Here is a 13,398-nt window from a genome sequence, read left to right as displayed (position 1 = left end):
ATAGTTTTGTGAAATATTCGCAAATCAATAGTTCTTATATAATAATACACTAGGTTAAACGCTTTATAATAACTTTAGCGTAACCAACTTCTTGGAATTGTTATTGATTAATTATTTTCGCAGTATTGCTATCTACCTATGAGAAAAATATCCCTAAGCCTGTTATTGTTATTTTGCTTTACACTTTTTGCACAAGAAGATTATCCTAAAGACGCATTTGCACCTCCAATGGATATACCCATTATTTTAGCGGGTACTTTTGGTGAGTTACGTTCAAATCATTTTCATTCTGGCGTTGATATTAAAACGCAACAACGAGAAGGTGTACCAGTTAATTCTATTGGTGATGGTACAATTACAAGAATAAAAGTTTCGTTATGGGGTTATGGCAAGGTTCTGTATATAGCGCATCCAAACGGGTATACTTCTGTATATGGGCATCTACAAAAATTCTCACCTTCTATTGAAGCCTACATTAAAAAGCTACAGTACAATAAAAAGTCTTTTGAGGTGGAGGTATTTCCAGACTATGGTGAACTAAAAGTTTCCAAAGGCGAGCTTATTGCTTATAGTGGAAATACAGGAGGCTCTGCTGGTCCACATTTACATTTTGAAATTAGAAGTAGTATTTCAGAAAAGCCGACCAATCCTTTATTATATGGTATGGATGTCGCCGACGCTACAAATCCTATTCTAGAAAAATTATTCGTGTATCCGTTGACAGACAAATCTCATGTTAACAACAATTACGAAAGAACACAGGTGAATTTCAGCAAACAAAGTGATGGTACTTACTTAGCTGACAAGGTTACCGCACTTGGCGAAATTGGCATAGGTTTTATAGGATTTGACAGACTAGATATGGCTGCGAACAAAAACGGAGTGTATAGTGTTGAGCTTAGCGTAAATGGTAAAACATACTCATTATACGACTTTGAATCTTTCTCTTTTGGTGAAACTAGATATATAAATACACTTGTAGATTATGAATATTACGGAAGAAATAGACAGCGTATTCAAAAGAGCTTTAAATCTGCCGGAAACAATCTAAGCATCTATAAAGAACTATATAATAATGGAAAAATTGATATAAACGAAGGTCTTAGTTATACTGCCAAATTATTGATTAAAGATTATGCCGGTAATAAAGTTGAATTGAATATTCCGGTTGATGGTGTAAAAAACTTACTGGGTAACAAGAAAGAAAAGAAAACAACAGACAATTATGTTATCGCTAAAAAACCGAATAATTTTGATTTGGGCGGTGCTAAGGTCTACTTCCCAACCAATACCTTTTATGAGGATTTTTATATTGAATTAAAAAAAGGCAAAGACACTGTAACCATACATAATAACACAGTACCTGCTCATAGAAATTTCACTATTACTTTCGATGTCTCTAAATATTCAAAAGAAGTACAAAAACAATTATTTATTGCTCGGTTAGATTCTAAACTTAGACCTAACCATGCAAATACATATAAACGAGGTAATGAATTTACCACCCGCACGCGAAACTTAGGCACATATACTCTTGCACGAGACACTGTTGCTCCTACAATTAGAACAAAAAATTTCAAGGAAAAACAATGGCTTAACAATTATAAATACCTGAGTGTGCAAATAGCAGATGATTTAAGTGGTGTAGACACCTACTCTGCAACTTTAAATGGCGAATGGATCTTAATGGAATATGAGCCAAAACGTAATACTTTAACTTATAATTTTGATGACAAGATAGCTGACCAAACGCAATGTGTTCTTAAAGTTACCGTTACAGATAATGTAGGAAATACAAATACTCTAACCACCTCTTTTTATAGAAAATAATATAGTTGAAACTACATAATGTACTAAGCCTTATAATATTGCTGTGCGGCACCTTTGGTCTTGCTCAAAATGCTACTATTTCGGGTATAGTATTAGGTAGTGAAAATGAGCCTTTATCAAATGTAAATATCACTGCAAATGGTTTAGGCACAACAACGGATCCTGACGGCTTTTACCTTTTAGAAATAACTTCTGACAAAGAAACCACTATAATTTTCTCCCATATCGCATACAAAGATGTGATTTTAGAAAAATTAATATTAACAACTAACGAAACTTTTGAGTTTAATCCTATATTAAAAAGTGAGGTTACGCAAATAGATGGGGTTACCGTTTCCGCTACTGGCGAAAAAACTGTAAATGGTATTTTAACCATATCTCCAGAAAGTATACGGAAAATTCCGGGAGCTAATTCTGGCGTAGAAACAATACTAAAACTATTGCCAGGCGTATCTTCTAATAACGAATTAAGTACACAATACGCTGTACGTGGTGGCAACTATGATGAAAACTTAGTGTATGTAAATGAAATTGAAGTCTACAGACCTTTCTTAATACGTTCTGCTCAACAGGAAGGATTAAGTTTTGTAAACAGTGATTTGGTTCAAGATGTTAAGTTTTCCGCTGGTGGATTTCAGGCTAAATATGGCGATAAATTGGCATCTGTTCTAGATATTAAATACAAGACTCCTACGCTATTTTCATTACGCGCAGATTTAAGTTTTTTAGGTGCAAGTGCAAGTTTAGAAACAGTATCCAAAAACAAAAAATTAAGTTCTGTTTCTGGAATTCGCTATAGGAATAATTCTTTGTTGGTAAATAGCCAACAAACTCAAAGTAATTTTAACCCTGCATTCACAGATGTTCAAAGCTATTTATCGTATCATATATCTCCAAAGTTTCAACTTAACTTTCTAGGGAACATAGCAGTTAATGATTACAATAACGAGCCATTAAATAGGCAAACAAATTTTGGTACAATAGATAATCCGCAAGCGTTGGTTGTGTATTATGAAGGTCAAGAAACAAACAAATACACTACTGCACTAGGTGCTTTAAAAGGTAGCTATTTTTTAAATGAAAACACCACATTAAAACTTATTTCATCCATCTACCACACCACCGAGGAAGAATATTCTGATGTAGTCGCGGCATACGAACTTGGCGAAGTAGACAGCAATCTAGGTAGTGATACGGCTGGCGAGGTATTAACGTCTCGTGGCATTGGCTCACAATTTAACCGTACAAGAAATGATTTAGACGCCCTTATCTTTAATCTAGAACATAAAGGAACCCATGTCATGAACAGTTCTGTTTTAGAATGGGGAGCAAAATATACGCATGAAGATATAAGGGATCAGTTACGGGAATCTGAATTTATAGACTCTGCCGGATTCTCTATTCGACCACCAAGGCCTGAGTTTGTGAACAACCAACCTTCAGAACCATTTACAGCCCCATTAATAGCTTATAACGGGTTAAATGCATTGAATTTTGTAAAAACGAATAGATTTTCTGGCTACACTCAAATAGGAACACACAAAACATGGAACAATGCAGATGTATATTATAATGTAGGTGTACGTGCTCATCATTGGACGGTTAGCGGTACTGACATAGAAAAGGTATCACAAACAGTATTTAGTCCAAGAGCCCAATTTGCAATAAAACCAGAATGGGAGAAAGATATGTTATTTAGAGTATCTACAGGATTGTATCACCAACCTCCATTTTATAGAGAATTAAGAGATAGTACAGGTACAATTCAACCAAATGTAAAAGCTCAAAAATCATTTCACCTTGTTGCCGGTAATGAATATAGTTTCTTATTATGGGAACGCCCGTTCACATTAATTAGTGAAGCGTATTACAAAAAACTGGATAATGTAAATCCGTATACTCTAGAAGATGTTAGAATACGTTATGCTGCAAATAATACTACAGAAGCTTATGTATATGGTGCGGAAGTTAGAATGAACGGTGCTTTTGTACCCGGTACAGAATCTTGGGTAAGTCTTGGCTATTTAAAAACAGAAGAGAACAGAGATAATAAAGGGTATATACCTAGACCAACAGATCAAAGAATAAAATTTGCAATACTTTTTCAAGATTATATACCCACAATACCAGATTTGAAAATGTATTTGAATTTAGTTTATCAAACAGGTGTTCCTGGTGGATCTCCCAGTTATGCTGACCCATACATTTTTCAGAATAGATTAAGAGATTATAAACGTGCTGATTTAGGAATTTCCTATATTTTTGCAAATAAGGACAAACAATATCCAAAAACACATTGGCTTCACAATTTTAAAGAGTTGAGTTTAGGTTTTGAAATATTCAATTTATTCAATAATCAAAATTCAATTACCAATACTTGGGTAAGGGATGCGGACAGTAAAAATGAATACGCTGTGCCAAATTACCTTACATCAAGAGTATTAAATTTAAGATTAGGAATTCGCTTATAAACAACACAGATGAAAAGAATACTTTTCTTAATTACACTAATTTCTTCCTTTGCCGTCGTAGCTCAAAAAAACATTTACGAAAGCCCAAGCTTTGATGCATTAAGTGCAGACCACAACGTATTGGCTATAATACCTTTTTTAACCAATTTAGACCTCAATGAAAAAATATCTAAATCTGAGCAAAAAAGACTAGAAGAAAATGAAGGCTATGCAGTACAAAATGCTTTAGAAACTTATTTTTCCAAACGCAGTAAAAAGAAAAATTTACCTGTTACTTTTCAAAACATTGAAAATACCGCTGCCATTTTAGCTAAAGAAAACATCAGCTATGAAAATATTGATGTTTACACTACTAAAGAGTTAAGTGAAATACTGGGTGTAGATGGCATTATAAGTGGCACTTTAGATTTAAATATTTTATTATCAAATGGTATACCTACAGAATTTAGTTTTACAGATTATTTCTCTGGTGGCGCCAATTATGGTAGAATAGGAATTAAAATAAGTGATGGCGATTCTGGTAAACTTCTTTGGAAATACGAGAAAGAAATAAATAAGAAGACTGGTAAAAACACTACAGACCTTATTGACCGAATGATGAAATTAGCCATTAGAAAATTCCCATACGAAAGAGAAAGAAAACGCGATCGTAATAAAAATTAATTACGCTTCTATAATATCTTTTATAACCCCAATAGTATAATCAATATCTTCTTTTGTATTATATGTTGAGAATGAAAAACGAACAGATGGCTTTTTCATATCTTCAGCAGATAGTATTTGCGTAAGTACGTGTGAACCGGCATCGCTACCAGACTGGCATGCACTACCCTTAGAACAAGCAATTCCTTTCATATCAAGATTAAACAAAAGTAGCATAGCTTTATCTTCTGTAATTGGCAAACATACATTTACTAGAGTGTAAGTACTTTTATCCATATCACCAGAATGCCCATTAAATTTAGCATTGGGGATAGTTGACTTTACTTGCGCTATGAAATAAGACTTAAGCTCTTCAACATATTTCTTTTCAGCTTCTAAGTTCTCATACGCATGTATAAAAGCTTCTTCTAAACCAACAATGTTATGGAATGATTCTGTACCAGCTCTTAGCCCTCGTTCTTGCGAACCACCAGAAATCATACAGCTTAATCCAGAGTTTTTACGAATAAAAGCAAAACCAATGCCTTTAGGACCGTGAAATTTATGAGCGGCAGCAGCTAAAAAGTCAATAGGAAATGCTTTTACATCCCAATTATAATGACCTAATGATTGAACGGTATCTGAATGAACCAGTGCGCCGTATTTTTTTGACAAAAGAGTAATTTCTTCTAAATCAATTTTATTTCCTATTTCATTATTGACATGCATTAAGCTTACCAATTTTTTAGAATCATCTTTTTGTAAAAGTATTTCTAAATGTGCCAAATCTGGATTACCATATTCATCCAAATCAACATATAATAATTGAATTGCAGCTTTTTGCTCTAATTCTTCTACAGTATGCAAAACTGCATGATGCTCAATTCTAGAAGTAATTATAGTCTTTACACCCAAATCACGTACGGCACATCTAATAATCATATTATCTGCCTCTGTACCACCAGAAGTAAAAATAATTTCTGACGGTTGCGCATTAATATATTTAGCGATTGTTTTACGCGCACTTTCAATAGCAGTTTTAGCCGTTCTTCCAAAACTATGTGTAGAAGAAGGGTTTCCGTAAGTACCTAAGGCATCTTGCATTTTAGCAATTACATTAGGGTGAACTTGTGTAGTGGCGGCATTATCTAAATATACATGTTTCATATAAGCATACTCTAAAAATAAATAAAGCACAAAAATAGTTAATTAACCCATAAATGACTGTGATGCTACAGACAGATTTCCAAATTTTAAATTAAATTTGAATTATGAAAAAATACCTTTTAATTGGTTGTTCAATTTTGCTCTTTGGATGTAATGATGGTGAATTACAAATAGAAACCGTAGATTTTGATAGTATAGAAACCGTTCAAAGTTGTGATACAGTATCTGTCTCAACCGAAAATGTATTGTTTAAAATAAATGGTGATGAAGCTTTAATAGTAACATTGCCTAGTGGGCTTTTAAAAAATGAAGTTAGTACTACAGAATTAACTAGTGCTGTTCCTGGCAGCTCTCAAATAAGCTACCGTATATTTTCAGAGACAGTAACCAGTACTTATTTCTGTGATTCGCCACCACCACTTACACCAACAGTTTTAGAAGAAATTGAAGCAGAAGGCGGAAGTATTACTATCACCACTACTACTGAAGATAGCATAACATTCACCCATACTATTCAACTAAGTGGAATTACATTTTTAAACGAAAACGGAAGTAGAATTACCGATTTGCAAGTGAGTGAATTTGGTACCGTTACTACTACAGCCGGTTAATTTAAAAATTTTGAAAGACGTAAACCTCTGTTGCCCCTAGCCCATATTTTTGGTAGTCCGCATCATAGTACTTAACGTTATCATACTTTCTAAAAAGATAACCCAACTCTTCTTTCAGCACCCCCTCACCTACGCCATGTATAAAAACAATTTTCTGAATTCTCTTACTAATAGCAAAATCTAGTTGTCTTTTTGCACTATCTAACTGTAAATTCAACATATCAAATTTGCTAATCGCTTTTGGATTTTTCACTAATTGATTAATGTGTAAATCAACCTCCATTTTAGGAGCAGTACGCTCCTTTGTTCTTAAAACAGTAGTTTTTCTTCTTTTAGGAATTTCTTTTTCTTTCTTGATTTTGGCAATTTCATAGTTGGAAACATGAATATCGTCAGAAATTAAAACCAACTCCTTAAAATCAAAAGTTAACGGAAAACCATCATCACTTAAAATGGTGACACTGCGATCATTTATAGACTTAACTACGCCTTTTATGACATCGTCAATTGTTTCTACGGTATCGCCAATCTTAAAATGAGACATGTTTTTGTTTTGAATACACAAAAATAATGGTAATTTTCGGACTATTAATTTATTTAAAGATGCGCCTTAAGGCATTAATTATTTTTTTGGGATTAGAAAGTTTTATGCTTCCCTGTTTTACAAAACAGATATTAGGCGTTGATTGCCCCGGCTGTGGGTTACAACGATCATTGCTATTTTTAATAAAAGGCGAGTTTGTTTCTGCTTTTTTAATGTACCCAGCTATTTACCCTATGTTACTACTTTTTGGTTTTTTAGGGCTCAATAAAATTTATTCCTTTAAACATTCAAATACAATTACGATTACACTTATGGTAAGTACCGTAGGTTTTATATTGACCAATTACATTTTAAAATTCATTTAACTAAACCTTTAAATTATGGAACAACAAAAATTACCTAATGTAACTATCGCTCTTATCTTAAGTATCGTATCTTTTTTATGCTGCTGTGTAAGTGCTGGTATTGGAGGTGTTATTTTGTCTGGTATTGCATTAATTTTAGTAAACAAAGACACTAAAACTTATCAGGAAAATCCTCAAGAATATTCCAATTTTAGTACTCTTAAGACAACTAAAATTGTTGCTATAATAGGACTAGTCTTGGGAGTACTTTCTCTAGTATGGACGGTATACTCAATAGTTTCTATGGGTGGTTGGGATGCATATATAGAACAAACCTCTGAAATTTATGAACAACTTGGAATACCAATGGAATAAATGAACAATTCAGAATATCAACAAATACCAGGTTCTAGTAACGCTTTAACTTTTGGAATTTTATCCATTGTTTTATCCATTTTCTGTTGTGGTCCTTTTGGCGCCATATTCAGTATCATTGGTTTAAATAATGCGAAGAAGGCACAAAGGTTTTATGAAAATAACCCTGGTAATTATAGAGGATATGAAAATATAAATACTGGCAGGATTTTATCTTACATTGGTCTTGCAATAGCTATTATCCTTTTAATTCTTTCTATAGTCTATTTCGGTTTAATTATAGCAATATTTGCATCAGCCGATTTTCAATAGAAGAAAAATTACAAACAAAAAAAATCCCCGATTTACATCGGGGATTTTTTATTTCTATTGTTTAAACTCTTTCAGTGTTTTAATAATGATTGAAACACAATCTAGTAGCTCTTCTTTAGTCATTACCAAAGGTGGTGCAAAACGAATTATATTACCATGTGTTGGTTTCGCCAACAATCCATTCTCCTTTAATGCCATACATATATCCCAAGCTGTAGAGCTCTCTTCACTGTCATTAATAAGAATTGCATTTAATAGACCTTTACCACGAACACTGTTTACTAAATCTGTAGTTGGTATGAATTTATTCAACTCTGATCTAAAAAGTTCACCTAATACAAATGCATTTTCTGCAAGCTTTTCATTTTTTACCACTTCTAGAGCAGCCATACCAACAGCAGCAGCAATTGGGTTACCACCAAAGGTACTACCATGGTTTCCTGGTCGTATAACATTCATAATAGCATCATTTGCCAAAACTGCTGAAACTGGATAAGCACCACCGGACAAAGCTTTTCCTAAAATTAAAATATCTGGCTTAATTTCTGGAGTTCCACTACAGTGTTTATCTGAACAAGAGCAATTACCACAAGTAGCTAATAAACGACCTGTTCTAGCAATACCTGTTTGTACTTCGTCTGCAATAAACAATACATTATACTTTTCACATAATGCTTTTGCTCCGCTTAAATAACCTTCAGAAGGTACGTAAACCCCTGCCTCACCTTGTATTGGCTCAACTAAGAAACCTGCAACATTTGAGTTTGATTTTAAAACCTCTTCTAAAGCCGTTAAATTATCATACGCTATTTTAATGAATCCGTCAGTATATGGTCCAAAATTCTTACGGGCAACAGGATCGTTAGAAAAAGAAATTATAGTTGTAGTACGACCGTGAAAATTATTTTCACAAACAACTATTTCCGCATTATTCTCAGCTATCCCTTTCTTTTCATAAGCCCACTTTCTACAAATCTTCAGTGCAGTTTCTACAGCCTCTGCACCAGTATTCATTGGTAAAAGCTTATCGAAATGAAAAGTTTCAGTAGCATATTTCTCATACTTGCCTAGCATATCATTATAAAATGCTCTAGACGTCAATGACAAAGTTTTTGCTTGTTCTGTCATTGCATCAACAATTTTTGGATGGCAATGACCTTGGTTTACTGCAGAATATGCAGAAAGAAAATCATAATATTTTTTTCCTTCAACGTCCCAAACAAATACACCTTCACCTTTACTTAATACTACAGGTAGTGGGTGATAATTGTGGGCTCCGTGTTTTTCTTCTAATGCGATAGCATCCTTAGAAGAGATGTTTTCTAAAATTGACATGGTAAAAATTACTTTAAATAAAACTTTAGCAATTCCTTCTATACCTTTTTCCTTTCGAAGAGTCGAAAATTCAGCGTGGGAGAGAAATCATCCTTGTAGAGTTACAAACTTAACAAATATTTTTTTTGAATCACCTTAAAATCGAAAAATCCCTATGAAGTACTGTAAAATGTGACTTTTAACAAAAATTTGTGTCCTACTTAATACAACCAATTTATTATATAAAAAAACACTATGAATTATTTAGAGAACATGATGTCTAGCCTTTCAAATTCAGTTGGCGATTTTTTACCGAGTACGATCGGTGCAATATTGATACTGATAATTGGATGGTTTATTGCAGGGTTTGTAAAAAGACTAATTACCAAATTAATTAAAAGAACCAATATTGACAGTAAACTAGGGTCAGGCAAAATTGAACTCTCCTCATTTATCGGTAAACTAGTTTACTTTTTTATAATGATTTTTGTTTTTATGCTAGCCTTAGAAAAACTAGGTATGACCAGTGTTCTAGATCCTGTAAAAAATCTACTTAATGGATTTACAGGCTACATACCTAATATTGTAGGTGCTGGTTTAGTAGGTTACATAGGTTATATGCTAGCTACTATAGTTTCTGAGCTAGTCGGGCTCTCTGGGGAAACAATACAGAGTTTTGTGCCTAAATTAAAACTACCAGAAAATTTAGATTTAGTCAACATTCTTAAAAAGGTAGTTTTTATTTTCATATTTATACCCTTGTTAATTACTGCTTTGAATATATTGAATATGGATGCTATTTCTGTACCGGCAACTCATATGCTAGAACAATTTTTCAATGCCATCCCTAAAATTGTAGTAGCTGTTCTTATACTTTTAATCTTTGTAATTGGAGGTAAATTTGTTTCTGGGTTAGTTACTGATTTATTAGAAAGCTTAAATTTAGATGGTATTATTAACAGGATGAATTTAGGTAGCGTTTCTTCTAATACCAACCTACCTAAATTAATAGGAAATATTGTCTACTTCTTCATAGTACTTTTTGGTATTACTACAGCTTTAGAAAAATTAGAATTCCAAAAATTAACAGAAGTGCTTGATACGTTAGTGGGTGTTTCTGGTAATATTCTTTTTGGATTAGTCATCTTAATTATAGGAAATTGGATTGCATCTATTGCGCATAAAACAATGGCTAAAGATGAAAATAATCTTTTTGTTGCATCAATCGTAAGAATGTGCATTTTAGCAATATTCTTGGCTATGGGACTTAAAACAATGGGAATCGGAGATGATATTATAAACATGGCATTTGGTATTACCTTGGGTACAATCGCCGTTACAATAGCCCTTTCTTTTGGTCTTGGCGGTAGAGAAGCTGCAGGAAAACAGATGGAAAGAATTTTGAATAAATTCAACAAAAATAAATAGTAAAAAACACAATTACCTTTATCCTAAAAGTCAAGAAACCTTAATTTAAGGTGTCTTGACTTTTTTAATTTCTATTGTAAATAACAATCTATAGTCAAATAAACTAAGTCATATTTAACTAAAATTAATAGACCCAAGTGTATGTAATTGTTATAATAAATGCAAACGGATGCTTACTTTTGCGCTATGCGAAAAAAGACAAAGCGACTAGTTTTTGAAAACGTTACCGTTACAGATGCAGCAGCAAAAGGTAAAACTATTGGTAAAGCACCTGACGGAAGAGTTATCTTTTTAACTAACACCGTACCAGGCGATGTGGTTGATGTACAAACGACCAAAAAACGTAAAGCATATTTTGAGGGAATCGCAACAAATTTCCACTCCCTTTCAGACAAGCGTGTAGAACCTGTTTGCCAACATTTCAATATATGTGGCGGTTGCAAATGGCAAGATATGGGCTATGAGCACCAATTGTTTTACAAACAAAAAGAAGTAGAAAATAATTTAAAAAGGATAGGTCATTTAGATTTACCAGAATTAACCCCTATTCTCGGTTCAGAAAAGCAATATTTCTATAGAAATAAGATGGAATTTTCTTTTTCAGATAGTCGCTGGTTAACTTTAGATGAAATAAAGTCTGACAATCAAATAGAAGATAAAAATGCATTAGGATTTCATATTCCTGGAATGTGGGATAAAATTTTGGACATAGAAAAATGTCATTTACAAAAGACCCATCAAATGCTATTCGACTAGAAACAAAAAAATTTGCTACTGCAAACGGGTTGACTTTTTTTAATCCAAGAAATCAGCACGGCATGTTGCGTACCTTAATGATACGTACCACATCAACCGGTGAAATTATGGTATTGGTTCAGTTTTTTGAAAATGATAAAGAAAAGAGAGAATTACTTTTAAATCATCTTTCAAAAACATTTCCTGAAATTACATCCTTATTATATGTGATTAACCCAAAACAGAATGATACTATTTATGATCAAGAAATCATTTGTTTTGCTGGTAGGGACCATATCTTTGAAGAAATGGAGGGGTTGAAGTTTAAAAATTAATGCAAAATCCTTTTACCAAACTAATTCTGAACAAGCTTACGAATTATACAAAATAACTAGAAATTTTGCCGATTTAAAAGGTGATGAATTGGTATATGACCTTTACACAGGTACCGGTACTATAGCACAATTTGTTTCCAAAAAGGCTAAAAAGGTGGTCGGTATAGAATCTGTTCCTGAAGCTATTTTAGATGCAAAAGCAAATGCAGTCCGTAATAATATCGAGAATGTAGATTTCTTTGTTGGTGATATGAAAAATGTATTCAACGAACAATTTATTACTCAAAATGGTGTGCCAGATGTAATTATTACTGACCCTCCACGAGATGGTATGCATAAAGACGTTGTTCAGCAAATACTAAACATCGCTCCTAAAAAAGTAGTTTATGTTAGTTGTAATAGCGCTACGCAGGCTAGAGATTTAGAATTAATGAAAGAGATGTATACAATTACTAAAGTTCAGCCAGTAGACATGTTTCCACAGACTCATCACGTAGAAAATGTTGTACTTTTAGAAAAGAAAGTTTAAAATGAGAAGATTTCAAATCGGATTATTAATTTTCCTAGGTATTATCTTCGCATCATCATGTGAGAAAGATGATATCTGTGTTGAGGGAGATACTCCTCTTTTGGTTATAGAATTTTACGATGTTACAGATACTTCTGCTTTAAAAGAAGTTACCACTTTAAGAGCTGTAGGTGTTGGACAAAATGTTACTGTCAATACTGTAACAGATAGAAGTACGGTAAGTACAAAATCCATTCCTTTAAAAACAGATGAAGAAGCTACAAGTTTTATATTGATTAGCAGTTCTGCTGAAAATGAGGATGGCACAGAAACTGGAAACGTTGATACCATTACTTTTTCCTATAACCGTTTAGAAGATTTTCTATCTCGCGGATGTGGTTTTGTTGTCAATTATGATGAATTACAAGGAAGCCTTACTGCCGATGATAATAACTGGATTCAAGATATTGAAATAAACCAATCCCTAGTCACAAACTCAGATTCTACACATGTCAAGATTTTTCATTAATCTTTTATTTCTACTATGTTCTTGTTTAGCACTTAGTCAAAGTAAGCCCATAGATTTAAATCCAAAGGATACGTTAGAGTATAAACAATCTTATGGTCTAGGGTTAGGTATAGATTTAAGTAGAATCATTACTGGTGCTTTAGATGATAATTATAAAGGTTTTGAAATAGTTGCGGATTACAGATTAAATCAGAATTTATATCTAGCTGCTGAACTTGGAAATGAAGAAAAAACCAGACAAGAAGATCTTTAC

13 protein-coding genes and 1 pseudogene are annotated in these 13,398 nt (G+C 33.1%); 11 read left to right on the top strand and 3 right to left on the bottom strand.

The window, feature by feature from the left end:
• The first annotated feature begins 138 nt into the window (after positions 1–138).
• Genes P178_RS0111695 through P178_RS0111685 form a run of 3 tightly spaced genes read left to right on the top strand, consistent with a single transcriptional unit; the run spans position 139 to position 4,964 of the window.
• Complete coding sequence (locus tag P178_RS0111695) at positions 139–1,830, top strand: M23 family metallopeptidase (protein WP_027066384.1); 1,692 nt, start codon at positions 139–141, stop codon at positions 1,828–1,830.
• 5 nt (positions 1,831–1,835) lie between these two features.
• A complete protein-coding gene (locus P178_RS0111690; protein WP_051638281.1) occupies positions 1,836–4,301 on the top strand; it encodes a carboxypeptidase-like regulatory domain-containing protein in 2,466 nt (821 codons plus the stop codon).
• 9 nt (positions 4,302–4,310) lie between these two features.
• Positions 4,311–4,964: a hypothetical protein gene (locus P178_RS0111685; RefSeq protein WP_027066382.1), complete on the top strand. Its 654-nt coding sequence runs from the start codon at positions 4,311–4,313 to the stop codon at positions 4,962–4,964.
• Here P178_RS0111685 and P178_RS0111680 read toward each other — a convergent pair whose 3' ends face one another.
• Positions 4,965–6,110 carry a cysteine desulfurase family protein gene (locus tag P178_RS0111680; RefSeq protein ID WP_027066381.1) on the bottom strand — a complete coding sequence of 382 codons (1,146 nt, stop codon included), beginning with the start codon at positions 6,108–6,110 and terminating at the stop codon, positions 4,965–4,967.
• A gap of 104 nt (positions 6,111–6,214) precedes the next feature.
• Between P178_RS0111680 and P178_RS0111675 the strand changes: the two genes are divergently transcribed.
• Positions 6,215–6,721 carry a hypothetical protein gene (locus tag P178_RS0111675; RefSeq protein WP_027066371.1) on the top strand — a complete coding sequence of 169 codons (507 nt, stop codon included), beginning with the start codon at positions 6,215–6,217 and terminating at the stop codon, positions 6,719–6,721.
• 1 nt (position 6,722) lies between these two features.
• Here the strand turns inward: P178_RS0111675 and P178_RS0111670 are convergent, their stop codons facing one another.
• Positions 6,723–7,265: a Smr/MutS family protein gene (locus P178_RS0111670; protein WP_027066380.1), complete on the bottom strand. Its 543-nt coding sequence runs from the start codon at positions 7,263–7,265 to the stop codon at positions 6,723–6,725.
• Between the two features lie 26 nt (positions 7,266–7,291).
• Between P178_RS0111670 and P178_RS0111665 the strand changes: the two genes are divergently transcribed.
• The 3 genes from P178_RS0111665 to P178_RS0111655 are packed head-to-tail and all read left to right on the top strand — an operon-like array spanning position 7,292 to position 8,296.
• Positions 7,292–7,630 carry a DUF2752 domain-containing protein gene (locus P178_RS0111665; RefSeq protein ID WP_316930010.1) on the top strand — a complete coding sequence of 113 codons (339 nt, stop codon included), beginning with the start codon at positions 7,292–7,294 and terminating at the stop codon, positions 7,628–7,630.
• A gap of 15 nt (positions 7,631–7,645) precedes the next feature.
• Positions 7,646–7,984, top strand: a complete 339-nt coding sequence (locus P178_RS0111660; RefSeq protein ID WP_027066378.1) for a CCC motif membrane protein — start codon at positions 7,646–7,648, stop codon at positions 7,982–7,984.
• On the top strand, positions 7,985–8,296 hold the full coding sequence (locus P178_RS0111655) for a CCC motif membrane protein (RefSeq protein WP_027066370.1): 312 nt from the start codon (positions 7,985–7,987) through the stop codon (positions 8,294–8,296).
• A gap of 54 nt (positions 8,297–8,350) precedes the next feature.
• On the opposite strand, the gene rocD is transcribed toward P178_RS0111655, so the two are convergent.
• A complete protein-coding gene (rocD, locus tag P178_RS0111650) occupies positions 8,351–9,631 on the bottom strand; it encodes an ornithine--oxo-acid transaminase (protein ID WP_027066377.1) in 1,281 nt (426 codons plus the stop codon).
• A 234-nt stretch (positions 9,632–9,865) separates the two neighbouring features.
• On the opposite strand from rocD, the gene P178_RS0111640 reads away from it, so the two are divergent.
• From P178_RS0111640 to P178_RS0111625, 4 genes and pseudogenes are all read left to right on the top strand, one after another.
• On the top strand, positions 9,866–11,038 hold the full coding sequence (locus tag P178_RS0111640; protein ID WP_027066369.1) for a mechanosensitive ion channel: 1,173 nt from the start codon (positions 9,866–9,868) through the stop codon (positions 11,036–11,038).
• Positions 11,039–11,224: 186 nt separating this feature from the next.
• A pseudogene (gene rlmD / locus P178_RS21935) lies at positions 11,225–12,637 on the top strand (23S rRNA (uracil(1939)-C(5))-methyltransferase RlmD).
• Between the two features lies 1 nt (position 12,638).
• Complete coding sequence (locus tag P178_RS0111630) at positions 12,639–13,145, top strand: DUF6452 family protein (RefSeq protein WP_027066376.1); 507 nt, start codon at positions 12,639–12,641, stop codon at positions 13,143–13,145.
• The coding region (locus P178_RS0111625; protein WP_027066375.1) for a DUF6048 family protein at positions 13,126–13,398 on the top strand (273 nt) is incomplete at its 3' end. The genes P178_RS0111630 and P178_RS0111625, both read left to right, overlap by 20 nt.

The organism is Maribacter sp. Hel_I_7 (assembly GCF_000688315.1).
GTDB classification, from domain to species: Bacteria; Bacteroidota; Bacteroidia; order Flavobacteriales; family Flavobacteriaceae; genus Maribacter; species Maribacter stanieri.
Note: the sequence above shows the minus strand (reverse complement) of the source record. Positions and strands in the feature narration are given on the sequence as shown.